General features: G+C 69.1%; 21 protein-coding genes. 10 read left to right on the top strand and 11 right to left on the bottom strand.

The window, feature by feature from the left end:
- Positions 1 to 18 precede the first annotated feature (18 nt).
- The 9 genes from ppk2 to ACO073_RS26000 form a co-directional block, all read right to left on the bottom strand.
- The gene (gene ppk2, locus ACO073_RS26040; RefSeq protein WP_422001631.1) at positions 19 to 816 is read right to left on the bottom strand and encodes a polyphosphate kinase 2; all 798 of its coding nucleotides are present in this window, start codon (positions 814 to 816) and stop codon (positions 19 to 21) included.
- A 227-nt stretch (positions 817 to 1043) separates the two neighbouring features.
- Entirely contained in the window at positions 1044 to 2708 is a 1665-nt protein-coding gene (locus ACO073_RS26035) for a thiamine pyrophosphate-binding protein (protein ID WP_422001629.1), read from the bottom strand.
- Entirely contained in the window at positions 2705 to 3367 is a 663-nt protein-coding gene (locus ACO073_RS26030; RefSeq protein ID WP_422001627.1) for an SRPBCC family protein, read from the bottom strand. The genes ACO073_RS26035 and ACO073_RS26030 overlap by 4 nt, the downstream gene beginning before the upstream one ends.
- Positions 3368 to 3369: 2 nt before the next feature.
- The gene (locus ACO073_RS26025; protein ID WP_422001625.1) at positions 3370 to 4218 is read right to left on the bottom strand and encodes a TauD/TfdA dioxygenase family protein; all 849 of its coding nucleotides are present in this window, start codon (positions 4216 to 4218) and stop codon (positions 3370 to 3372) included.
- Positions 4219 to 4314: 96 nt separating this feature from the next.
- Positions 4315 to 5718, bottom strand: coding sequence for a tetratricopeptide repeat protein (locus tag ACO073_RS26020; RefSeq protein ID WP_422001623.1), 1404 nt, complete (start codon positions 5716 to 5718; stop codon positions 4315 to 4317).
- Between the two features lie 137 nt (positions 5719 to 5855).
- A complete protein-coding gene (locus tag ACO073_RS26015) occupies positions 5856 to 7487 on the bottom strand; it encodes a M23 family metallopeptidase (protein ID WP_422001621.1) in 1632 nt (543 codons plus the stop codon).
- A gap of 137 nt (positions 7488 to 7624) precedes the next feature.
- Positions 7625 to 8095 (bottom strand): thermonuclease family protein, encoded by a 471-nt coding sequence (locus ACO073_RS26010; protein WP_422001619.1) that lies wholly within the window; start codon positions 8093 to 8095, stop codon positions 7625 to 7627.
- Positions 8096 to 8196: 101 nt separating this feature from the next.
- Entirely contained in the window at positions 8197 to 8370 is a 174-nt protein-coding gene (locus ACO073_RS26005; protein WP_422001618.1) for a DUF1328 domain-containing protein, read from the bottom strand.
- A 93-nt stretch (positions 8371 to 8463) separates the two neighbouring features.
- Entirely contained in the window at positions 8464 to 8871 is a 408-nt protein-coding gene (locus tag ACO073_RS26000) for a GFA family protein (RefSeq protein ID WP_422001616.1), read from the bottom strand.
- Between the two features lie 194 nt (positions 8872 to 9065).
- Here ACO073_RS26000 and ACO073_RS25995 point away from each other — a divergent pair, with 194 nt between their 5' ends.
- From ACO073_RS25995 to ACO073_RS25955, 9 genes are all read left to right on the top strand, one after another.
- Positions 9066 to 10100, top strand: coding sequence for an isopenicillin N synthase family dioxygenase (locus ACO073_RS25995; protein ID WP_422001614.1), 1035 nt, complete (start codon positions 9066 to 9068; stop codon positions 10098 to 10100).
- Between the two features lie 23 nt (positions 10101 to 10123).
- Positions 10124 to 11752: an ABC transporter substrate-binding protein gene (locus tag ACO073_RS25990; RefSeq protein WP_422001612.1), complete on the top strand. Its 1629-nt coding sequence runs from the start codon at positions 10124 to 10126 to the stop codon at positions 11750 to 11752.
- Between the two features lie 99 nt (positions 11753 to 11851).
- On the top strand, positions 11852 to 12850 hold the full coding sequence (locus tag ACO073_RS25985; protein ID WP_422001610.1) for an ABC transporter permease: 999 nt from the start codon (positions 11852 to 11854) through the stop codon (positions 12848 to 12850).
- A 4-nt stretch (positions 12851 to 12854) separates the two neighbouring features.
- Positions 12855 to 13742, top strand: coding sequence for an ABC transporter permease (locus tag ACO073_RS25980; RefSeq protein WP_422001609.1), 888 nt, complete (start codon positions 12855 to 12857; stop codon positions 13740 to 13742).
- Positions 13742 to 14800: an ABC transporter ATP-binding protein gene (locus ACO073_RS25975; RefSeq protein ID WP_422001607.1), complete on the top strand. Its 1059-nt coding sequence runs from the start codon at positions 13742 to 13744 to the stop codon at positions 14798 to 14800. The genes ACO073_RS25980 and ACO073_RS25975 overlap by 1 nt, the downstream gene beginning before the upstream one ends.
- The gene (locus ACO073_RS25970; protein ID WP_422001605.1) at positions 14797 to 15801 is read left to right on the top strand and encodes an oligopeptide/dipeptide ABC transporter ATP-binding protein; all 1005 of its coding nucleotides are present in this window, start codon (positions 14797 to 14799) and stop codon (positions 15799 to 15801) included. Before ACO073_RS25975 ends, ACO073_RS25970 begins: the two co-directional genes overlap by 4 nt.
- Positions 15802 to 15803: 2 nt before the next feature.
- A complete protein-coding gene (locus ACO073_RS25965; RefSeq protein ID WP_422001603.1) occupies positions 15804 to 16559 on the top strand; it encodes an SDR family NAD(P)-dependent oxidoreductase in 756 nt (251 codons plus the stop codon).
- 11 nt (positions 16560 to 16570) lie between these two features.
- Entirely contained in the window at positions 16571 to 17512 is a 942-nt protein-coding gene (locus ACO073_RS25960; protein ID WP_422001602.1) for an acetamidase/formamidase family protein, read from the top strand.
- Positions 17513 to 17665: 153 nt separating this feature from the next.
- Positions 17666 to 18436: a glycoside hydrolase family 25 protein gene (locus ACO073_RS25955; RefSeq protein ID WP_422001600.1), complete on the top strand. Its 771-nt coding sequence runs from the start codon at positions 17666 to 17668 to the stop codon at positions 18434 to 18436.
- A 21-nt stretch (positions 18437 to 18457) separates the two neighbouring features.
- Here ACO073_RS25955 and ACO073_RS25950 read toward each other — a convergent pair whose 3' ends face one another.
- Positions 18458 to 21202, bottom strand: a complete 2745-nt coding sequence (locus tag ACO073_RS25950) for a UPF0182 family protein (protein ID WP_422001599.1) — start codon at positions 21200 to 21202, stop codon at positions 18458 to 18460.
- Positions 21203 to 21353: 151 nt separating this feature from the next.
- Complete coding sequence (locus ACO073_RS25945; RefSeq protein WP_422001598.1) at positions 21354 to 22046, bottom strand: site-2 protease family protein; 693 nt, start codon at positions 22044 to 22046, stop codon at positions 21354 to 21356.
- Positions 22047 to 22184: 138 nt separating this feature from the next.
- Here ACO073_RS25945 and ACO073_RS25940 point away from each other — a divergent pair, with 138 nt between their 5' ends.
- Positions 22185 to 22643 carry a TIGR03668 family PPOX class F420-dependent oxidoreductase gene (locus ACO073_RS25940; RefSeq protein WP_422001596.1) on the top strand — a complete coding sequence of 153 codons (459 nt, stop codon included), beginning with the start codon at positions 22185 to 22187 and terminating at the stop codon, positions 22641 to 22643.
- Positions 22644 to 22654: the final 11 nt, after the last annotated feature.

The following is a 22654-nucleotide window of genomic DNA, read 5'->3' as shown; positions in this document are numbered from 1 at the left end:
CTCCTCGTCTCGATGCGCTCAGTACCGGCTTTCCACGAAGCGCCGCCCTTCGAGGGGCGCAGCGTCGTCGTAGCGCCGCTTCTCCGAGCGGTCCGGCAACGTCACTTTCGACTTCTCGACCGGCTTGTAGGGAATGCGCGACAGGATGTGCGAGATGGCGTTCAGCCGTCCCCGCCGCTTGTCGTCGGTGCGGACGACGTGCCAGGGCGACTCCTCGGTGTCGGTGTGCTCCAGCATGAGGTCGCGCGCCCGCGAGTATTCGTACCAGCGACGGTAGGATTCGAGATCCATCGGGCTCAGCTTCCACTGGCGGATCGGATCGTCGATCCGCGCCATGAAGCGCCGCTCCTGCTCGTCCTGGCCGACCTCGAGCCACAGCTTGATGAGACGGATGCCGCCGTCGATGATGAACCTCTCGACGACCGGGCAGAGCTCGAGGAACCGTCGGTGCTGCTCCTTGGTGCAGAAGCCCATGACCGGCTCGACGCCGGCGCGGTTGTACCAGCTCCGGTCGAAGATCACGATCTCGCCGCCGGCGGGAAAGCGCTCGATGTAGCGCTGCATGTACATCTGGGTCCTGTCCCGGTCCGACGGCGCCGGCAGGGCGACGACGCGGAATACGCGAGGGCTTACCCGTTCGGTGATGGCCTTGATCAGGCCTCCCTTGCCGGCGGCATCGCGCCCTTCCAGCACGATCACGATGCGTTCGCCGCTGGCCTTGACCCAGTCCTGCAGGTGGCAGAGCTCGACCTGCAGGTCGTCCAATGCCCGTTCATAGGCCTTGCGCTTCAGCCTTTCCCTGTCCGGCTTCGCCATCTCGGTGCCCCCTCCGTTCGAGGCACCATAGGAAGGCCGCGCCGGCCCGGCTTTGACCTTGGTCAATCGCCGGAGGCCAGACGGGCGTTGCTGTTCTTGTCGTTGGTCGGTGCCCCGCGTCATTGTCGTCGATGCCGGGGGGAAAGACCATGGCATCTCAGCCGTCGCCGACGCCGGCTCGCCGGCGGGTCTTCCGCCCGGAGCGACCGGCCGGACGGGGCCTTGGACTAAGCCTCGCCGTAGTGGATGCGGCGGTAGGCCCGCGACGGGATCAGGTCGTCGGTGTGGATGTCCCATAGCGTGCCGATGTTGGCCGCCTGGTGCTCGCGGAACAGGGGCGCGAAGCGGCCCATCTCGGTGACCGCCGCGCTGCGCAGCCCGAAGCCCGTGGCCATGCCGGCAATGTCGCCGCGGCCGTGAATGGCCGCCGTCGGGTCGACGCCGTTGGCGCGGAACTTGTGGAACTCCGCGCCGTAGCCGCCGTCGTTGATGATCGAGATCAGCAGCCGCACGCCCTGGCGCCGGATCGTCTCGAGCTCCTGGATGTGCATCATCAGGCTGCCGTCGCCCTCGACCAGCATGACCTTGCCGTCGCCGCGCGCCGTGGCGACGCCGATCGCCGCCGGCAGGCCCGAGCCGATGGCGCCGAAGTCGTTGACGACATGGTAGCGCTCGGCCGGGCGGCCTTTCATGTGGGTCATCACCATGCTGAAATAGTGACCGGCGCCGACCACGATGTCCCAGTCCTTGGGCACGACCTGGTCGAGCTCGATCACCGCCTTGCGCGGATCGACCGTATTGGGCTGGACGGGGAAAGCCTTGGAGTCCGGCGAATCGCCGGCGATGTCGCGCGCCATCTCGGGCGTGCGAAAGCCTGTGCGCGACACGCCGCGCGCCTTCATCCGCTCGACGATCGCCTCGGCCGCGGCCCGGGCGTCGGCCCGGACGTGCAGGTCGGCGGTGCGCAGCCCCTGCCAGAGGCCGCGGGGATTGGTGTCGATCTGCACGGTGCGCGCCGCGGGATAGAGATAGCCGCCCTCGGTCGTGTAGTGGCCGAGGGCGGCGCCGACGCCGATCACCAGGTCCGACTCCGCGAAGCGCTCGCGCGCGAAGTCGCTGGCGAAGGCGCCCGCGATGTCGAGCGCGTAGGGATTGCCGTCGAACAGGCCTTTGCCCAGCAGCGAGGTCGCGAGCAGCGCGCCCGACTGCTCGGCCAGCGCCGCAAGCGCGGGCGCTGCGCCCGAGCGGATGGCGCCGCGGCCGGCCAGCACGATCGGCTTCTCGGCCTCGGCGATCATGTCGACGACGCGGTCGACGATCAGCGGATCGGGGACCGGTCGCTGCAGCGCCGGGACCAGGTCGGTCGAGGGTGTGTAGTCGGTGAGATGCGGCCAGGCCTGTTTCTGCAGGTCCATCGGCACCGACAACACGACCGGCCGCTGCTCGGCCTGCGCCACCTGGAAGGCCTCGCGCACATTGTCGAGCAGGCGGTCGACATGCTTCACGCCGACATAGTGGGCCCCGCAGGCGAGCGTCAGCGGCGCCATGTCGATCTGCTGCAGGTACCACGAGGCCGCGATCGGCGAATCGCCGGCGAACACGACCAGCGGCACGTTCCCGCGCGCGGCGATGGTGAGCGCCGTCATGATCTGCGTGAAGCCCGGGCCGCAGGTCGTCGAGGCGACGCCGACCTTGCCGGTGGCGCGGGCGTAGCCGTCGGCCATCGCCACCGCGCAATGCTCGTGGCGGGCGTGGATCACCTGCATGCCGGGCAACTGCGACATGGCCACCGACCAGTACATGTTGGCATCGCCCATCAGGGTGAACAGCACCTCGACCCCTTCGGCGGCGAACGCCCGGGCCAGCATGTCCGACACTTGCAGCTTGCTCATCTTCGTTTCTCCCCCTTGCCGGTCAGTCCCCGCAGCCATGACAGGAAGGCCTGCCACAGGAGGCGGCCGGCGTTCAGTTCGGCGGCCGGCGCCGGCGAGGGCGGCGGCGCAGCGGCAGGCGACGGCGCGGCCGCGTCTGGCATCGTTGCCGCGGGCGTCGGCACGGCGTCGGCGGGCGCGTCACCGGATGGAATCGGCTCCGCGGTCGCCGGTGCGCGCTCGGCCACCAGCCGGGAGAGATTGGCGGAGAACTCGCCCAGCAGGGCCCGCGCGACGTGGACGCCGCCGGCATTGGCGAAGGTCTCGAGCGGTCCACTCACCGTGAAGGTGCCGTCGATCGTGAGCTCGGTCTCGGCGTCGCCGGAGACGCGCACGATCCCGTTGGCCAGCGCCCGCGAGGCGCCGCGGCCGTCGATGCCGCGGCCCTCGATCGTGCAGGTGCGTGCGGCGTCGTCGAAGGCGAGGCTGGCCTCGCCGCGGAACTGCGCGACGGTGGGACCGAACTTCACCCGGATCGAGCCGCGCCACAGGCCGTCGCCCAGGTCCGGTGCGAGCGACGCGCCGGGAATGCACGAGGCGACCAGCGCAGGATCGCGCAGCAACGGCCAGACATCGGCGGCCGGCACGGCGATCGTCGTTCGTTCGCTGAGGGCCACCATGGCTATGCAGCGAGCCGCTGCGGAACGCCGTCCTGCATGATGGTCGTGCGCCAGTGGATGCGCGCCTCGTCGATCGGATAGCCGCCGCATGCCCTGTGGAGGCCGCAGCGATTGTCCCAGATCACGATGTCGCCCTTGCGCCAGGCGTGCCGGTACTGCACCGGTGTCTCGACCATGTAGGGCGTGAGTGTCCGCACCAGCGCGTCGCTTTCGGCTTCGCTCAGCCCCCGGATGCGTACGATATGGTGCGGATTGGCATAGAGCGACAGGCGGCCGGTCTCCTCGTGCCGCCGGACCAGCGGATGGACCGCGGGCGGCCGCTCGCGATCCTCGGGTTCCAGCAGGTCGTGGCCCTCGCGCTTGCGGCCGCCATAGATGTACTCGGCCTCGAGGCCGGCGATGCGCTGTCGGAGATCGTCGGGCAGGGCATCGTAGGCCGCGTACATGCTGGCGAAGGCCGTGTCGCCGCCACTCGAGGGGATGGCGACGCCGTAGAGTTGCGTGCCCTTGCAGATCTCGTCGTCCCACGGCGAATCGGTGTGCCAGTGGCCGCCGCGGTTGTAGATCGACGCGTCGACCCGCCCATCCGCCTTGCGCGTGCCGATGCCCATCACGGTGAGCTCCGCATGTTCCGGGTCGCGCGTCCGGCGCACCCGGTGAGGCTTCAGGCGGCCGAAGCGCCGCGAATAGGCGAGGAACTCCGCCTTGGTGAGGGTCTGGTCCCGCACCACCAGCACGATGCCGTCGAGCCAGGCACGATAGAGCGTCTGCCAGTCGCCGTCGTCCAGCGCACGCACGTCGACGCCGGTGGCCAAGGCGCCGATCTCGGGATGAGGCCGTTCGATCCGCATGCCGCGAAGTCTACGCCCGTCATGCCGTCCGTAAAGCGTTCGTCGGAACGTCGCTCTGCGGACCTGTCTTTCGCGCGCCGCAGAGGAGGCTCGAGGCTAGTGCAGGCCGTAGATCGCAAAGTCCTGGGCGACCTCGGGGTTGATCGTGGTCGCCGCCGCCTGGTCGTTCTTGCCCGCGATCGTGTTGCCCAGCCGGATCTCGGCCAGCCCGCGGCCCCACAGCGAGATCGCGCGGTTGGGATCGAAGGTCAGGGCGGCATTGTACTCGTTCAGCGCCAGCGACGGATCGCCGAGCTTCAAGAAGATGAAGCCGCGCGTGTCGCGGACGTCGAGATTGGCCGGCTGCAGCTTCAGCGCCTCGTCGCTGTCGGCCAGCGCCTGCACGAGATCGGTGCCGACGATGGCCCGGACCAGGGCGCGGTTGTTGTAGGCCACGCCCATCCGCGGATCGAACTGGATCGCCGAGCTGTAGTCGGCGATCGCCGGCTCGTACTGCCTGAGCGCAAAGTGCGCGTAGCCGCGGTTGTAGAAGGCGAGCGCATTCTTGTCGTCGATGGCGAGCGCCCGGTCGAGGAGCTTGATCGCGGCGTCCGCCTTGCCGACCGCGAGGTCGAGAGCGGCGAGGTTGACCAGCGCGTCGACGTTGCGCGGGTCGGCGCTCAGCACGGCCTCGTAGTCCTTGCGGGCGGCCACGCGGTCACCGCGCCTGCTCTCGAGCAGGCCGCGCGCCAGGCGCGCGTCCGCCCGGCCGGGCGCCAGCGTCACGGCGCGGTTGAGGTCGTTCATGGCGCGCGCAATGTCACCCAGGTTGCTGAAGGCCTCGCCGCGGGCGATCAGCGCCTCGACATTGTCGGGGTCGATGACCAGCACCTTGTCGAAATCCTCGACGGCCCGATTGTAGGCGCGCTTGCGCACGGCCAGCAGCACGCCCCGGCCGAGGAAGGCAAGGGAGGCCTTGGGATCGGCATTGATCGCCGCGGTGTAGCCTTCGAGCGCCTTGTCGGTCTCGCCAAGCCCGTCGAGCGCGGCGGCGCGGCGGTAGAGGTTGAGCGCGCTCGGATTGCGGGGATCGATCAGCTGGTCATAGCGCTGGACGGCGTCGATATAGTCCTCGCTCGCGAGGGCGCCGTCGCCGAGCAGCGTGCGGGCGACGCCGCGCGTCAGTCGCGCCTGGGCGATCTGGTTGGGCGCGAGCTGCCGGGTCTGCAGGGCCTTGGAGCAGGCAGCCGCGCGGTCGCCCGCTTCGGCGCGAGTGGGAAAAGCCCGGCCGACGCAGGATTGATAGAGCTCGCTGACGGACGTCTCGCTGGCCGCGGCAGGCGCCGGCGGGGTCGACGGTGCCGGGGCCGTGGTCGCCGGCGGTGGCGTGGCCGCCGCGGGCGGTTGCGTGGCCGCTGGGACGGCCGACCGCAGCTCCTCGTCCCGCTGGACGACGAAATAGACGCCGACGCCGATGACCAGCGCGACGGCGAACATCAGGAACTTGGCGCTTCCCGACATCGGCCTTTCCCCCCTGAACTCCTCCGGCCATCTAGCTAGACGGTCGGGCGGAGCGAGGGAAGGGTGCAGCTGGTCGGCGTCGGGGAATTCGCAGCCCCGGCCGGCCCGGCGACCCGCTCGCGGAGCGGGCGGGTTCGCTACGGATGGTCGGCGGCGGTTTCGGCGGGCATGGCGGTGCGCAAGCGGTCGATCTCGGCCATGCGCAGCCGGAACTGCTTGAGGTCGGCGCCGGCGAGACGGGTGCGCTGCGCGGTCTGGGCGACGTTCAGCGGATTGACCGGCCGTCCGTTGCGATGCAGCTCGAAATGGAGGTGCGGCCCGGTCGACAGGCCGGTGCTGCCGACATAGCCGATCACCTGGCCCTGGCGGACGCGCGCGCTGCGCCGCACACCGGAGGCGATGCGCGACAGGTGGGCGTAGCCCGTCGCGAGGCCGCCGCCATGGTCGATCCTCACCCATCGTCCGTAGCCGCCATTGAGTCCGGCCTCGGCGACCCGGCCGGCGCCGGCGGCCAGGACAGGCGTACCCGGCGGCGCGGCGAAGTCGATCCCCGTGTGCATCCGGGTGAAGCCCAGGATCGGATGTCGCCTCTGGCCGAAGCGCGAGGAGATGCGGCTCATGTTGAGGGGCGTGCGCAACAGGGCCTTGACGACGCTGCGGCCCTCCTCGTCGAAGAAGAACTCGTCGCCCTGCCGCGGCTTGAAGCGGTAGACGGCGTAGGTCTGGCGGCCGGCGCCGGTGGTGATCTCGGCCCACAGCACCCTGCCGCTGTCGACCGGCAGCCCGTCGCTCGTCCAGCCCTGCTCGAGCAGCACGTCGAAGCGATCGCCTTCCTTGATGTCGTGCTGGAAGTTCACGTCCCAGGAGAACGCCCGCAGCATTTCGGCGAGCGCGCGTCGCGGCACGCCGGCGGCCTCGGCACTTCCGATCAGCGACCCGTCCACCTGGCCGGCGACCCGCATCCGTCGCTTCTCGACCTCGAACTCCTTCTCGTCGACGGCGTAACCGCCCTTGTCGTCGCGCTCGAGCGTGAATTCGCGGTGCGCCTCCGGCCGGATCGACAACGCGAGGAGGACCGGCCGGTCACCGTCGCCTTCGCCGATATCGTCGGAAACGGCGCGGCGCACGGTCAGCCGCTGCCCGATCGCAAGGCGGTCGAGGCGCACATGCTTGCCGAGAGCCGCGACGACGGCCGCGACGTCCTGCGGCGCGAACCCGAACCCGGTCAGAACTCCGGCGAAGGTGTCGCCCTTGGCCAGGGCCACTTCCTTCTCCTGCCAGGGCGCCGGTGTCGGCGCATCGAGATCGGGCAGAACGATGGATGGCGGCCCCTCGAAAGGCGGCAGCTCGCGAAAGGTGAAGACCGCCGCCAGCTCGATCGGCGAGGTCGTGCCGGAATCCGGCCGGAGGCCGAACGCCAGCGCGGTCCTGTCGAGAGTGACGGCCGGCGCTTCCGCGACGGGGGCCGCTGCGGAGGGGGCCTCGGCGAAGGGCGGCGGCGCGACGACTGCGTCGGTGGCCGGCCCTTCGACAGACGGGTTCTCCCCGGTTGGCTCCCCCGCGAGGTCCGAGGCCGCCGTCTGCTCGACGACGGCCTCGGCCTGGCGCGGCGCCGAGGCATTGGGCAGGACCGCCTCGCGTGACGGAGCGAGGGCGTCCGGTTGCAGGATCGCCAGGGCAAGGGCGGCGATCAGGGCGATGGCGCCCAGCGCGAGGCCCGGGCGTCGTGTGAGGGCTACCGGTGGACCGGCAGTCTTGTCGAGGGGCATCCCGGCAGTCCTTGAGGGGCAGGTCGCAGGGTGTCGGGCGTCTTCTTGTGATCGGACGCCGTCGAGGGCGAGGAGATTCAGGCGGGAGTTTGGCGACAATGTGGTCGCCGGCTCCGCCGCCTGTGATTTATGGGAATCTAGCCGTCAGCCCCCGTGCGGTGGCGCCACTTCCACGGTGGCAGGCAGCGATGACCATGCAGGCCGCGACGCGCAGCCGTCGCCGCATCCTCCTGCGTGATGTAGCGCGCCGAATAGGGCACGTAGGCGAGCGCGTGCCCGCCCGTCACCATCGCGCCCCCGAGATCGACGCCTTCGGCGCGGCAGAGCGCCATCGTCTCGTCGCCGCCATCGGCCGGCATGGCCATGCAGGTGACTTCGCGGTCCCCGATCAGCTCGGTGAGGTAGTTGCGGGCCGCAACGCCCGCGGGCCAGCCGTCGGCGCACGACTGGGCTTCCTCGGCGGCATCGATGCCGTACAGCCGATAGGCCTTGCCCTTGAGCTCGATCGAATCGCCGTCGATCACCTTCTGTGCCCACGCAGATCCGGCGGTCGCGACACCGAACACCAGTGCGAGACCGATGGCTCGGCCTGTCGTTCCTGCGGCCATCGGTTCCTCCTTTCGTGGCGCAGGCCTATTTTGCGCGAGTCGCGCCGGGTTTCAACGCCGCATCTCGCCGCCCCGGATCCTGTTGCGCACCGGTCGGAGGATCAGAGCAGGGCTTCGCCGGCCACCAGGCCCAGGATCAGGAAGAGAACGAAGATCGCGATGGCGAGGAAGAACAGCCACTTGGCGATCGTGCGCGTGCCGGCGGCAATGTCGGTGAAGCCGAGGATGCCGGCCACCACCGAGATCAGGAAGAATATGAGAGCCCACTTCAGCATGATGCGTCCTCCTGGCGCAGCCCGGCCACGCTTCCGCTGTCGGGCACCAACGCCGCAGCGTGCGGATCGTTCCCGCCGCGTGCAGGGAAGCGCCTAGGACGTCGTCCGCGTCGTCTCGAATGCGGGAAGGCCGTCCGCACACGCCGACCAGGGCGGTCTCTGGCTGGTCCAGACATGAAATGTCGGAGGGAGCGCATCGGGGTCGTCGAGGCTGCAGGTCATGATGTCGAGCGCATCCGGTTGGTCGTCGCGCTGGTAGGTGAGCGGCGAGCCGCAGCGGTCGCAGAAGCGGCGCGTCACCGAGGCCGACGAGCGGACGGAGGCGGGCGCGCCCTTCGCGATGGAGAAGGCGGCGAGGGGAAAGCCTGCGAAGGGCAGAGCCGGCGCCGATGAGATCCGGCGGCAGGTCCGGCAATGGCAGATGCCGCTCGAAAGCGCGGGGCCCGTCACGCGATAGCGCACCGCGCCGCACAGGCAGCCCCCGTCGAGTGCTCGCTGCATGACCGCTCTCCTTCTTCCCTTTGTTCGCTGCCGGGCGTCGGCGTCGGCGCGGGCGCATCTGCCAACGGTCTCGGCACGGGGCGGACATATTCGTTCCTAGCATGTCCGCTTCCGCGCTTCGGTGGCGACCGGCGGCCGCGTTGGAATGCTTATTGCTCCGATCTTCACACGGTGCGCAGCGTGGCGAGGGTGTGATGAGCGTGAACATGAAGGATTACATGACACCGGTGCAGGCCGTCCGGATGGGGCCCGTGCACGAGATCCCGGTGATCGACCTGGCGCCGTTCCGGAACGGCGAGGCCCGCGGCCTCGAGGACTGCGCGGCCGAGCTGCGCCATGCGCTGGAGAATGTCGGCTTCTACCTCATCGTCAATCACGGCGTGCCGCAGGACACGATCGATCGCGCATACCGTGCGGTGCGGCAGTTCTTTGCGCTGCCCGACGAGGTCAAGATGGCGCTGCTCAAGAACGAGCACAATATCGGCTACGCGCCGATCCGCTCGCTCTACAATCGCCCGACCTCGACGCTCAACAACGAACGGCAGGTGCGGTCGGCCGCCGAGTCGCTTTTCATGAAGGCCGATCTCGCGCCGGATCATCCCGACGTGCTGGCCGGCAAGCGCTTCCGCGCGCCGAACCAGTGGCCGCCCGAGGCCGTCGCGCCGGGCTTCCGTGACGCCATGGTCACCTATGCCCGTGCTCTCGAGGCGCTCGGCAAGTCGCTGCTGCCGCTCTACGCGACGGCCCTCGAGCTGCCCGTCGACTGGTTCGATCGCGCCTTCGTCGATCCCATGTACACGCTGCGCATCTCGCGCTACCCGCGACAGGCCACGCTCGGCGAGAGCGAGCAGGGCCTGCCGCCGCACACCGATACCTCGTTCATGACCCTGCTGCCCCACAATCGCGTGCAGGGCCTGCAGGTGCGGCTCAGCGACGGACGATGGGTCGACGCCCCGTCGGTGCCCGGCAGCTTCGTCGTCAACAGCGGCAACATGCTGCGCCGGTGGAGCAACAACCGCTGCATGTCGACGCCTCACCAGGTGGTGAACCTGTCGCCGGAGGAGCGCTACGCCATGCCGTTCTTCCTCGACGTCAACCGCGACTGGCTCATGGATTGCATCCCGACCTGCATGTCGGCGGACAAGCCCTTCGAGTACGAGCCGATCACCTACGGCGACTACATGTCCTGGTACACGACCGACTATGTCGGTGCGTCGAAGAAGTCGTAACCCTGGCGATGAAGGATAGAGTCTTGAAAGCGCTTTCGATCACCGCGGCGATCGCCGCCCTGGCCCTGGGATGCTCCGCCGCCCGGGCCGACGCCGACAAGCCCGTGCTGCGGGCCGGCCTCACGCTCGAGGTCTCGACGCTCGATCCGGTGCGGGCGACCAACTACGGCGAGAACATCATCGTCCTCAACGTCTACGACATGCTGGTCTTCCCCGATCCCGAAAAGGGCGTCGTCCCCTGGATCGCCAAGTCGTGGGACACCTCGGACGACCGCAAGACCTACACCTTCCATCTGCGCGACGACCTCAAGTTCCACGACGGCAAGCCCGTCGAGGCGGCTGACATCGCCTTCTCGATGCGTCGCGTGCTGACCCTGCCGGGCCTGGTAGGCGGTTATCTGCGCAACGTCGACAAGGACAAGATCGAAATCGTCGACCCGCACACCGTGCGCTTCCATCTGAAGGAGGTCGATCCGACCTTCGTCCGTGCCCTGGTGAACCTCAAGGTGCTCAACAGCAAGCTGCTGATGGAGAACAAGGCCGAGGGCCAGTACGGCGAGTTCGGCGACTACGGCGTCAAGTACCTGCAGAACAAGGATGCCGGTTCCGGCCCGTACTACATCGCCGACTTCAAGGCGGGCGAAGGCCTCACGCTCAAGGCCTTCGAGGGCTACAAGCTGCGGCCGTTCGAGCCTGGCGCGCCGCTCGAGGTCAAGCTGCGCATCATTCCGGAGATCGTGACGCTCGAGAACAAGATGCTGGCCGGCGAGTTCGACGTCAGCCTCGTCAGCCCCTCGCCGCCGCGCGTGAAGATCTTCGCCGACAACCCGAAGTTCGCCGTCGATACCTGGCCGACGCTGAACAACTACTACGTGGTGATGAACAACACCAAGCCGCCGCTCGACGACGTCAACGTGCGCAAGGCGATCGCGCACGCCTTCGATGCCAGCACGGTGATGAACAAGATCTATTCGGGCGGCGTCCGCCTCAAGGGTCCGGTCCCGGAAACGCTGCTCGGCAAGTGCGAGGGCATCCCGACCTACGAGTACGACATGAAGAAGGCGGCCGACTATCTCAAGAAGTCGAAGTACTCGGCCGACCAGCTCAAGAAGCTGAAGCTCGAATACGCCTCGACGGCCGGCTCCGAGGCCTTCGAGAAGGTCGGCCTGCTGCTGACGCTCAACCTGAAGAAGCTCGGCCTCAACGCCGAGGTCAAGACGGTGCGCTGGACCGACATCGTGGCGGCCCAGACCAAGCCCGAATCGGCCTATCCGTTCGTGTTCTTCTACGACTCGGCGCGCGTCCGCCATCCCGCGCCGCTGCTCAAGTTCTACACCAAGAAGGGCTGGGGCTCGCCCTATCCCAGCGGCGGCATCTACTGGGAGAACGCCGACGTCAACGCGACGATGGACAAGGCGGCGCTCCTGCCCGACGGCTCGCCCGAGCAGTATGCCCTGTACTGCGACGTGCAGAAGAAGATCGCGGCGGAATCGCCCGCCATCTTCTCGCACAACGACATCCGCGTGCAGCCGCGCTGGAAGTACCTCAAGGCGGCGACCCGGGACGGCGGCTCCTCGCAGTACGAGTACCGCTTCGAGACGTTCCGCTTCGACACCAAGGATGCCGACTTCGTCGCCAACCAGGCGAAGTAGGCACGGTCGTTCGATGACCGGCCGACACGACCGCATTCCCGTCCCGAGGGGCGCCCGCACGGCGCATCCCGGGGCGGGGCGGGCCGAAGGGGACGCGGCATGAGGTTCCTCCGCCGCGTCCTCAACATGCTCGTGGTGCTGCTGTTCGTCTCGCTGATGATGTTCGTGCTGGTGCGCGTGCTGCCGGGCGATCCCGTCGGCGCGGCACTGGGCGACGGCGCGACCGCCGAGCAGATCGAGAAGTTCCGGGTCCAGATGGGCATGGACCGGCCGATCCACGTCCAGTACGTCGCCTATCTGCGCGGCCTGCTCGACGGCCATTTCGGCGTGTCGCTGATGGAGCCGCGCGACGTCGGCACGATCGTCTGGGAGCGCCTGCCGGCCACGCTGGAGCTGGTGATCTGCTCGCTGGCGCTGGCGATCCTGATCGGCGTGCCGCTCGGCATCCTCGCCGCCACGCATCGCAACGGGCCGGTCGACCAGGCGAGCCGCCTGTGGTCGTTGACCGGTGTCTCTTTCCCCAACTTCTGGGCGGCCCTGATGCTGCAGCTCCTGCTCGGCGCATCGCTCGCCCTGCTGCCCATCACCGGCCGATTGACCGGGCCGCCGCCGACCCACATCACCGGCCTCTACCTCGTCGATTCGCTGCTGACGGGGAACGGCCAGGCCTTCTGGGACGCCTTCGTGCACCTCGTCGCCCCGACGATCGTGCTGGCGGTCGGGCCGCTCGCCCAGATCACCTCCATGATCCGCAGCTCGATGCTGGACGAGCTCGGCAAGCCCTATGTCGGCTACAGCAGTGCCGTCGGCATGCCGCGCTTCCTGATCGACTATAAATATGCGCTGCGCAACGCCTTCTCCTCGACCCTGACCCTGATCGGCTTCCTGTTCCCGCTGATGATCGGCGGCGCCTTCGTTGTGGAGAAGGTCTTCGCCTGGCCGGGTATCGCCCGCTTCGGCGCCGACGCCATCCTGGCCAACGACTACAACGCGATCGTTGGCGTCACGCTGGTGATCTGCCTGTTCGTCGTGATCGTCAACTTCGTGACCGAGGAACTCTACGTCGCCCTCGACCCACGCATCCGGCTGGAGCGGTGAGACCATGGCCGTGACCGCACTCGATGTCGCCGCCGAGCCGGCGCCGGTCCGCAAGACCGGTTTCCGCCGCCGCTTTGCCCGCTTCGCCCGCAACCGGCTGGCGCTGGCCGGCGCGCTCTGCCTGCTCTTCCTGCTGGCGGTGGCCGTGCTGGCGCCATGGATCGTGCCCTATCCCGACGACGTCGCGGAGTCGCTCAACTTCGACGCCGTCCTTCAGCCGCCCTCGCTCGCCCATCCGATGGGTACGGACGAGGTGGGGCGCGACGTGCTCACCCGCGTGATGGCGGGCGCGCAGCTCTCGCTGTCGATGGCGGCCATCGTGCTGGCGATCGCGGTAACGATCGGCGTGCCGCTGGGCATGTGCGCCGGCTATTACGGCGGCGCGCTGGAGCAGGTGCTGATGCGCATCACCGACGGCTTCTCCGCCGTGCCCGCGCTGGTGCTGGCGCTCGCCATCACCGTGCTGCTGGGTCCGAGCCTGGTGAACGCCATGATCGCCATCGGCTTCGTCTGGTGGCGGTCCTTCGCGCGCATTGCGCACGGCCAGACCCTTTCGCGCAAGCAGGAGACCTACGTCACGGTGGCGAAGTCGCTGGGCGCCTCCGACCTCCACATCATGGCCCGCGAGATCCTGCCCAACATCTCCTCGCCGCTGCTGGTCGCGATCTCGCTCAATGCCGGCTACGCCGTCCTGACCGGCACGGCGCTGTCGTTCCTGGGCGCCGGCGCCCGGCCACCGACCCCCGAATGGGGGCAGATGGTGGCGGCCAGCCGCAACTACCTGCCGGACGCCTGGTGGGCGTCGCTGTTCCCCGGCCTCGCCATCTTCGCGACCGTCGTCAGCTTCAACCTGCTGGGCGACGGGCTGCGCGACTACTTCTCCGAGGAGTGATGCCCGATTCGCTTTCGCGCCCGGCGGCCCCGGGCGGGCTCGCCACGGCGGCGCCGGTGGTCGGCCTCGAAGGGCTCGCCATCGACTTCCACACCGGCGACGGGGTCGAGCGGGTCATCAAGGACGTCACCCTGCGCATCGACCCCGGCGAGATCGTCGGCCTGGTGGGCGAATCGGGCTGCGGCAAGAGCGTCACGGCCAAGATGCTGCTCGGCATCCTGCCCATGCCGCCGGCCGTGGTCTCGGGCGGCCGCGTCGAGATGTTCGGCCGCGACCTCGCCACCATCGCGCCGGCCGAGCGCGAGGCGCTGAAGAAGTTCGTGGCCTACGTGCCGCAGGACCCGTCGGCCGTCCTCAACCCGTCCTTCACGGTGGCCTCGCAGATGATCGACATGATCGTCTGGTACGAGAGCGACCGGCGTCTCTCGACCTATTTCCGCAAGCGCCACACCCGCGCCGTGGTCGCGCGGGCCCGGGACTTCGCCGCCAGTCTTCTGGAGAAGGTCTATATCGCCGACCCGTCCTATGTGCTGCGCCGATACCCCGTGCAGCTTTCGGGCGGCATGCGGCAGCGCGTGCTGCTGGCGATGGCGCTGAGCGGCACGCCGCAGCTCATGATCGCCGACGAGCCGACGACCGCCCTCGACGTGACGGTCCAGAAGCGCACCGTCGAGCTGTTGCGCGACCTCGTGCAGCGCGAGGGCCTGGCCGGGCTCTACATCACCCACGATCTCGGCGTCGCCCGCGAGATCTGCGCCCGCACCTACGTCATGTATGCCGGCTCGACGGTCGAGGACGGCCCGACCGGCCCGCTGCTCGACCGGCCGCTGCATCCCTACACGCGCGGCCTCGTGGATGCGATCCCGTCCCTGGCCGGGGGCCTGCCCAAGGCCATCGCCGGCCAGGTGCCCGACTATCTCGCGCCGCCGCCGGGCTGCCGCTTCGCGCCGCGCTGCCCCGACGCCTTCGAGCGCTGCCGGCGCACGCCGTCGCGCGTCGAGCCCGAACCCGGGCGGCGGGTCGCCTGCTGGCTGTTCGAAGAGGAGGAAGCGGCGTGAGCGTCCCCGGCTACCTGCGTGCCGATACCGTCACCAAGGCCTTCAAGGTCCGCCGCAAGGGCGATGGGCTCGGCCTTCAGTCGGCCTCGCTGCGCGCCGTCGACGACGTGTCGCTCGACATCGCCCGCGGCGAGGTCTTCGCCATCGTGGGCGAATCGGGGTCGGGCAAGACCACGCTCGCCAACCTGCTGGCGCGCGTCACCGTGCCGAGCCAGGGCCGCATCCTGCTCGGCGGCGAGGAGATCTCGCGCGAGCGCGGTCTCGACCTGCGCAGCCTGCGGCGGCAGATCCAGATCGTGTTCCAGGATCCCGGCTCGTCGCTCAACCCGCGCCAGACGGTGGGCGAGATCGTGGCCCTGCCGCTCAAGCTCGCCGGCATGCGCGGCCGCGGCGACCGTGCCCGCCGCATCGCCGAGCTCCTCGAGGCGGTTCACCTGCCGCCCGACTTCGCCCAGCGCTATCCGGTGTCGCTGAGCGGGGGCCAGAAGCAGCGCGTCAACATCGCCCGCGCGCTGGCGCTGGAGCCGCAGGTCCTCGTGCTCGACGAGCCGACTTCCGCCCTCGACGTCTCGGTGCAGGCGCGCATCCTCGCGCTGCTGATGAGCCTGAAGCGCGAGCGCGGGCTCACATACGTCCTCGTCACGCACAATTTCGGCGTGGTGCGGGCGATCGCCGACCGGGTGGCGGTGATGTACTTCGGCAAGATCGTCGAGGTCGGGACGATCGACCAGCTCATGACCGATCCGCAGCATCCGTACACGCGCACGCTGCTGTCGGCGATCCCGGCGGTGCGTGAATCCGACCGTGCCCTCATCCCGGAGATCGAGGTGCGGGACGGCGAGCTGCCCTCGTTCGTCGACCCGCCGCGCCATTGCTCTTTCTATTCCCGTTGCCCCTCGCGCCAGCCACAATGCCTGGAGCGCACCCATCCGGCGCTCGCCGAGCTGCCGGGCGGGCGCAAGGTGAGCTGTCATCTGGCAGCGCCGGTCGAGGGAGACTGACCATGGATCTCGGTCTGAAGGGCAAGAAGGTCGCCGTCACCGGCGGCAGCAAGGGCATCGGGCGCGCCATTGCCGAGGGCTTCGCCGCGGAGGGCGCCGACGTCGCGGTCTGCGCCCGCAACGCGGGCGAGGTCGATGCGACGGTCGCGGCCCTGAAGGCCAAGGGCGTGAAGGGCTTCGGCCAGGCGCTCGACGTCGCCGATGCGCCGGCGCTCGCGGCCTGGGTCGCCGCTTCCGCCGCCGCGCTGGGCGGCCTCGACGCCCTGGTCTGCAACGTGAGCGCGCTCGCGGTCGGTGACACGGCCGAGAGCTGGCAGAAGTCGTTCTCGGTCGACATGATGCACACGGTGAACGCCGTGCAGGCGGCCGTGCCCTTCCTCGAGAAATCCAGCTCGGGCTCGATCGTGCTGATCTCCAGCGTCTCGGGCTTCGAGGTCGATTTCGCCGCCGGTTCCTACGGCGCCATCAAGGCGGCGCTGATCCACTATGCCAAGGGGCTGAGCCGCCAGCTCGTCGGCAAGGGCATCCGGGTCAACTGCGTGTCGCCGGGCAACACCTATTTCGACGGCGGCATCTGGCAGAACATCGAGAAGAACATGCCGGACCTCTTCGCCTCGACCCTCAAGGTCAATCCGACAGGAAAGTTCGGCACGGCCGAGGAGGTGGCGAACGGCGTCGTCTTCATCTCGAGCCCGATGGCGAGCCGCATCTCGGGCACCAACCTGGTGATCGACGGCGCGCTCACGGTCGCGGTCTGATGGAGCGGACCATGAACGGACACGGCAGACACACGATCCATCGCGACTGCATCCATCACGGCTGGGACAACAGCTTCGCGCCGCGCATCACCATCAAGCCCGGCGAGACCGTCGAGTTCGAGACGCTCGACGCCTCGTCGGGCCAGCTCTCGCGGGAGTCGACGGAGGCCGATCTCGCCAAACTCGATCTCGGGCGCGTCAACCCGGTGACCGGCCCGGTGTACATCGACGGCGCCGAGCCGGGCGATGCGCTGAAAGTGACGCTCTTGTCGTTCCGGCCCTCGGGCTGGGGGTGGACCGGCAACATCCCCGGCTTCGGCCTGCTGGCCGACCAGTTCCCCGACGCGCGGCTGCATCACTGGCACTACGACGCCAGCCTCAAGCCGGCCCTCTACGGTCCCGGCGGCCGCGTGCCGCTGCGGCCGTTCACCGGCACGATCGGCGTGGCGCCGGCGGCGCCGGGCCTTCACAGCATCATCCCGCCGCGCAACGTGGGCGGAAACATGGACGTCCGCGACATCGCCGAGGGCACGGAGCTCTGGCTGCCGGTCGAGGTCCCGGGCGCGCTGTTCTCGGTCGGCGACACCCACGCCGCGCAGGGCGACGGCGAGGTCTGCGGCACGGCCATCGAGAGCCCGATCGACGTGGCGCTGAAGTTCGACCTCGTGAAAGGCGCCAACCTCCGCATGCCGCGCTACGTCACGCCGGGGCCGGTCTCCGACCATTTCGACAAGAAGGGCTACGAGGTCACGACCGGCATCGGCCCCGACCTGATGGCCGGCGCCCGCATGGCGGTGTCCGAGATGGTGGAGCTGCTGTCCCGTCGCTACGGCTATTCGGCGATCGATGCCTACATGCTGTGCAGCGTCTGTGCCGACCTGCGAATCAGCTCGATCGTCGACGTGCCCAACTGGGTCGTGTCGTTCTATTTCCCGAGGATCGTTCTCGAATAGGACTCACCCGCTCCTACGCGGATGTGATCGCCCGGCCGACGGACGACCCAAGCGGCTGTGGCCAAGATGTGTTAAGGTCACCCTGCCAATTTCTTAATGAAAGGTGCAGGATTGATCTCCCGCAGGACAGCTTTGGGGGGGCTGGCGAGCCTCATGGCGCCACCCTTGGCCGGATGCGGCAGCCAGCAAGCGGCGACGGCGACGGCCTATCAGTCGGCGAGCGGGCCGTCCGGCCTCGATGCCGTCATCGACATCAGCCACAACGTCACCGTCACCGATTTCGACGCCGTGCGCCGCAGCGGCCAGCTTGCGGTGATCCACAAGGCCACCGAGGGCGGCGACTGGGTCGACCCGTCGTACGGCGTGCGTCAGAAGCAGGCCCAGCAGGCGGGCCTGCTGTGGGGCGCCTACCACTTCGGCACGCGGCAGTATTCGGGATCCGATCAAGCCTTGGCTTTCCTGGCCACCGTACGCCCGACCATCACTACCCTGATCGCGCTCGACCTCGAGCTGAACGACGGCAATCCGCGCAACACCATGACGCTGGCCCAGGCGGAAGCGTTCGTGGCGACCATCCAGGAGAAGACCGGCCGGCTGCCGGTTCTCTATACCCATCCGGAATGGGCCGACGGGCGCAAGCTCGGCCGCCGCGGCGTGTCGTTGGGGCAGCCCATTCAGTCCGGCTCGCTGCTGGCGCGGTGCGACCTCTGGCTGGCCGACTATCGCGAATCGCCTCAGATTCCCTCGGCCTGGGCCGGGCGCGGCTGGACGCTGTGGCAGTATGCCGGAAACCATACGGAGGCCGACGTCGCTTACGGGTCGGACCGCAAGGCGGTGTCCGGCGTCACGCACTGCGATCGCAATCTCTACGCCGGCGACGTGTCGAGCCTGAAGCGCTACTGGGCCCGCGGCGGCCGCGCCTGACGCCCGCGCGGCCGGCGGATCCTACCGTCCGTCCTCGGCCCGGCTGAGCGCTTCGAGCAAGGGCCCCAGCGCGTCGAACTCGGCACCGAAGCCCGCCCAGTCGCCGGCTTTCAGCCGCTCCAGGGCGCGGTCGTAGTGGGCGAGCGCCTGGCGGGCAGGCGTATCGGGTGGCGCCTGCTCGCGCGGCGCCACACCGACGGGCCGTCGCGGCACGGCGGGCTCGTGATCGCGGAACAGCGCGGCCAGGGCGGCACCGAGCGTCTCTTCCATCACCACGCGGTCGCCGTAGGCGGCGATCACGCGCTTCAGCTCCGGCAGCTGGCCGGTGGCGGCGCGCAGGTAGAGGGGCGAGACATAGAGGATCGAGTTGTCGACCGGCACGACCAGCAGATGGCCGCGGATGACGCGCGAGCCCATCTGGTTCCACAGCGAGATCTGCTGCGAGATCTCGGTGTTCTGCTGGATCCGCGCCTCGATCTGGAACGGCCCGTACACCAGCTTGTCCTTTGGGAACTCGAAGACCACCAGCTTGCCGTAGTCGGCCCCGTCGCAGCGGGCCGCCAGCCAGGCGATCATGTTGTCGCGCTGGTTGGGCACCATCGGCAGCATGAGCACCAGCTCGGCATGGGATTCACCGGGCAGTTTCATGATCATGTAGTACGGGGCCATGCGCGGAACGTCGCGGGTGCCGACGAGTCGGGGCCGGGCGTCGGCTTCGTCCAGGGCGCCGTGTTGGCGCGGGAACTGCCACAGGTCCTCGCGGTTGTAGAACACTTCCGGCGAGTCCATGTGATAGGCGCGATAGAGCTGGGCCTGCACCAGGAACAGGTCCTCCGGATAGCGGATGTGCTGGCGCAGATCGGCCGGCATCGCGGCCATCGGCTTGAACAGCTCGGGAAAGACGCGCCTCCAGGTGCGCAGGATCGGATCCTCCGTGTCGCTGACATGGAAGTCGATCGTGCCGTTGTAGGCGTCGACCACGATCTTGACCGAGTTGCGGATGTAGTTGAGTCCGCCGCTGGACTGCGGCTGGGCATAGGGGAACCAGGTGCTGGTCGTATAGGCGTCCTGAATCCAGAACAGCCGGCCCTCGTTCACGACGATGTAGGGATCGTGATCGAGCTGCAGGAACGGCGCCAGCGTACGCGCGCGGTCCCGGATGTTGCGGTGAAGCAGGATGCGGCTCTCGGCGGTGACGTAGTCCGACAGCAGGATGTTGGGATCGCCGTAGTACCAGGAGAACAGGCTGCGGCGAGCCATGCTGCCGACCGCCACGCCGTCGGCACCGTCATAGGACGCGTAGACGTTGTCCTTGCCGCGTGGATAGTCGAACTCGGGCGTGCTGCCCTTCACGATCGCGTAGCGCTCGCGGCCCTGGCCGAAGTAGAGCCGCGGCTCGCGGACCGGCGGGCCACCGGTGGCGACGGGCGGAATGTCCTGCAGGTAGAAGACGGGGAGGCCTTCGCTGGTCTTGCGGGTCACCGGCGACATCACGACGCCGTTGCCGTGGGTGAACAGCAGATGGAGGTTGACCCAGGTCTGGGCGTTGGCCGGCAGGAGCTCCGGCTCGAGCTCACGCGCCGACAGCGTCACCTGCTGGTAGGTCCCCTGCAGATGATAGCGGTCGATGTCGATGTCGAGGAACTTGTAGTAGGTGCGGATCTCCTGGAGCTGGGCGTAGGTGGCGGCCAGGGGTTGCCAGTCCCACAGCCGGATATTGTCGATCGTCTCGCGGTTGGCCTCGAGGGCGGCGAGATCGAGCTCGTCCTTCACGGGGAATGCCGTCACGGCGACCTGCTGCAGCCCGTAGGCCTGGCGCGTCAGGGCGAGGTTGCGCGCGATGTAGGGCGCCTCGAGCGCGAGCTCGCTCGGCTTCACATGGAGCCGCTGGAAGATCGACGGCGCCAGCGCGGCGAAGACGAACCATCCGCCCGCCAGCAGCGCGACGGCGCCGAGCGGCAGCCGCCAGCGGCGCTGCCGCAGGTTGAGGCCGCACAGGATCGCGCCGGCGGCGGCGAGGCCGGCCAGCAGCCACAGCACCGGAAGCCGGACCGCGAGGTCGGTGTAGCCTGCGCCGACGACCACGCCGTTGTCGCTGTAGAGGAGCAGGTAGCGGTCCAGGAAGTAGGAGCCGGTCTTGAGCACGAGAAACAGGCCGAGCAGGGCCGAGGCATGGGCGATGGCGGCCGGCGTGACGCGCGGCGGACGCCCGTCGAAGTCGATGTCGCCGTGCAGCCAGTAGACCGCGGCAGCGAGCACCGCGGCCAGGAATAGCACCAGCAAGAGCCAGTTCCGGACCGCCAGCCAGAAGGGGAGCGAGAAGAGGTAGAAGCCGATGTCGTGGCCGAAGACCGGGTCCGGTTCGCCGAAGGGGACCTGGTAGAGGAAGCGCAGCAGTACCTCCCACTGCCCGAGCTGGACGGCGGCCGCGAGCAGGCCCGCCAGACCGGCGGCGACGCCGACCAGCCACTGCCGCGACGACGGAGCGGCGGCGCGGGTGAGCCGCTGCACCGGCGCGGCCGGCGGGACCGTGGCTCTGCCCGCTACGCGCAGCGCCAGCGCGCCGGAAAGCCAGATGGCCGCCGTCGAGAGAACGAAAGCGATGACGAAGAGGCCCGCGCGCGCGGCGAAGGAGGTGCGGAAGACGTCGGCATAGCCCACCGACGAAAACCAGAGCCAGCCGACCAGGAGGTCGCCGGCGCGCATCAGGCCGATGGCGCAGGCCACGACGATCGCGGCAAGGAACGCAACACGCTTGGTCGGCATGGCAGCGCCTCCCTTCGCCGGAGGGCGGCACAGCGTGGCCCGCCCGGCAGTGCGATGTTCGCTTCGGGCCGAGCATAGCGCATCTTGGGGCGCCTTGCTGCCACCGGCCTTCGCGCGCGGCCCGTCGCGCGTTACCCTGCGTGGTTTGCGGTCAACCGTTTCCGGTCAGCCGGAGGATCGCCTCGATGACGGCATCGACCGGGCCACCGAGCAGCCATGCCACCGGATTGACGGACCAGCCGAGCTGCACGCCGATCGTCGGCACGAGGAACAGCAGGCCGATGATGAGCAGCATGCCGAAGGGCTCCAGCCGAGCCAGTGGGCGGGCCAGAAAATCCGGCAGGATGCCGACGGCGACGCGGCCGCCGTCGAGCGGCGGCAGGGGGATCATGTTGAACACCGCGAGGATGACGTTGATCACGATGGCGTTCTTGAGATTCTGCAGGACCCATCCCTGCGCGGCGGGCGGCAGCAGCCCGACGCCGTGCGCCATCAACGCCGCCGCGACGGCCAGCGCGATGTTCATGCCGGGACCCGCGCCGGCGACCAGCACCATGTCGCGCCGGGGATGGCGCAGCGCGTCGAACCGCACCGGTACCGGCTTGGCGTAGCCGAACAGGAAGGGCGCATGCAGGAAGAGCAGCAGCCCCGGCAGCAACACGGTGCCGACCGGATCGACATGGCGCAGCGGGTTGAAGCTGACGCGCCCCAGCCGATAGGCCGTGTCGTCGCCGCAGCGGTGCGCCACGTAGCCATGGATCGCCTCGTGCAGGGTGATCGCCAGCAGCACGGGCAGCACCCAGGTCGAGGCGGTGTAGAGGGTGGCGGCCAGCTCGGGGCTCATGCGCGCGGTCTTCCTGTCCTGTTGTCGGCTTCGCCGCTTCGCGACGCGGTGCGGCACGGCAGGAGTCTCTAGCACATCCGGCGTTCCGTCGGTCGCAATCCGGTGCCATGCTGCCGCGCGGACCCTGCGGAGAGTGTCATGCTGTCGACGCACGAGCGCGCCTTCGTCGAGCGGCGGCGGGTCGGCCATCTCGCGACCGCCGATGCCGGCGGGACGCCGCAGGTCGTGCCGGTCTGCTTCGGCCTGGCCGGCGACACGGTCTTCATCGCCATCGATCGCAAGCCCAAGCGCGGCGACGGCCGGTCGCTGAAGCGGCTTCGCAACATCGCCGCCAATCCCCGGGTGGCAATCGTCTTCGACCACTACGACGAGGACTGGCGGCGCCTCGCCTGGGTCATGCTGCACGGGCGGGCCGAGATCCTGTCGGGCGGCCCCGAGCACGGCCGCGCCCAGGCGCTGGTGCAGGCCCGCTATCCGCAGCTCGCTGCCATGCGTCTCGAGGATCTTCCCGTCATCGCCATCCGCATCGAGCGCACCACGAGCTGGGGCGACCTCGACGCCGGGCCGGACGGTGCACCTGCCGGCCAACTCGGCTAGGATTCGGGACC

The organism is Reyranella sp., assembly GCF_965229815.1.
Taxonomy (GTDB): Bacteria; Pseudomonadota; Alphaproteobacteria; order Reyranellales; family Reyranellaceae; genus Reyranella.
This window is presented reverse-complemented; position numbering and strand designations above follow the sequence as displayed.

Excerpts from the sequence above, each read along its gene's own strand:
- ACO073_RS25985 (WP_422001610.1), top strand. The coding sequence starts at position 11,852 with ATGAGGTTCCTCCGCCGCGTCCTCAACATGCTCGTGGTGCTGCTGTTC.
- ACO073_RS26020 (WP_422001623.1), bottom strand. The coding sequence starts at position 5,718 with ATGTCGGGAAGCGCCAAGTTCCTGATGTTCGCCGTCGCGCTGGTCATC.
- ACO073_RS25945 (WP_422001598.1), bottom strand. The coding sequence starts at position 22,046 with ATGAGCCCCGAGCTGGCCGCCACCCTCTACACCGCCTCGACCTGGGTG.
- ACO073_RS25955 (WP_422001600.1), top strand. The coding sequence starts at position 17,666 with ATGGCGCCACCCTTGGCCGGATGCGGCAGCCAGCAAGCGGCGACGGCG.
- ACO073_RS25960 (WP_422001602.1), top strand. The coding sequence starts at position 16,571 with ATGAACGGACACGGCAGACACACGATCCATCGCGACTGCATCCATCAC.
- ACO073_RS25975 (WP_422001607.1), top strand. The coding sequence starts at position 13,742 with ATGCCCGATTCGCTTTCGCGCCCGGCGGCCCCGGGCGGGCTCGCCACG.
- ACO073_RS26035 (WP_422001629.1), bottom strand. The coding sequence starts at position 2,708 with ATGAGCAAGCTGCAAGTGTCGGACATGCTGGCCCGGGCGTTCGCCGCC.
- ACO073_RS25965 (WP_422001603.1), top strand. The coding sequence starts at position 15,804 with ATGGATCTCGGTCTGAAGGGCAAGAAGGTCGCCGTCACCGGCGGCAGC.
- ACO073_RS26025 (WP_422001625.1), bottom strand. The coding sequence starts at position 4,218 with ATGCGGATCGAACGGCCTCATCCCGAGATCGGCGCCTTGGCCACCGGC.
- ACO073_RS25940 (WP_422001596.1), top strand. The coding sequence starts at position 22,185 with ATGCTGTCGACGCACGAGCGCGCCTTCGTCGAGCGGCGGCGGGTCGGC.
- ACO073_RS26000 (WP_422001616.1), bottom strand. The coding sequence starts at position 8,871 with ATGCAGCGAGCACTCGACGGGGGCTGCCTGTGCGGCGCGGTGCGCTAT.
- ACO073_RS25995 (WP_422001614.1), top strand. The coding sequence starts at position 9,066 with ATGAGCGTGAACATGAAGGATTACATGACACCGGTGCAGGCCGTCCGG.
- ACO073_RS26005 (WP_422001618.1), bottom strand. The coding sequence starts at position 8,370 with ATGCTGAAGTGGGCTCTCATATTCTTCCTGATCTCGGTGGTGGCCGGC.
- ACO073_RS25980 (WP_422001609.1), top strand. The coding sequence starts at position 12,855 with ATGGCCGTGACCGCACTCGATGTCGCCGCCGAGCCGGCGCCGGTCCGC.
- ACO073_RS26030 (WP_422001627.1), bottom strand. The coding sequence starts at position 3,367 with ATGGTGGCCCTCAGCGAACGAACGACGATCGCCGTGCCGGCCGCCGAT.
- ACO073_RS25950 (WP_422001599.1), bottom strand. The coding sequence starts at position 21,202 with ATGCCGACCAAGCGTGTTGCGTTCCTTGCCGCGATCGTCGTGGCCTGC.
- ACO073_RS26010 (WP_422001619.1), bottom strand. The coding sequence starts at position 8,095 with ATGGCCGCAGGAACGACAGGCCGAGCCATCGGTCTCGCACTGGTGTTC.
- ppk2 (WP_422001631.1), bottom strand. The coding sequence starts at position 816 with ATGGCGAAGCCGGACAGGGAAAGGCTGAAGCGCAAGGCCTATGAACGG.
- ACO073_RS26015 (WP_422001621.1), bottom strand. The coding sequence starts at position 7,487 with ATGCCCCTCGACAAGACTGCCGGTCCACCGGTAGCCCTCACACGACGC.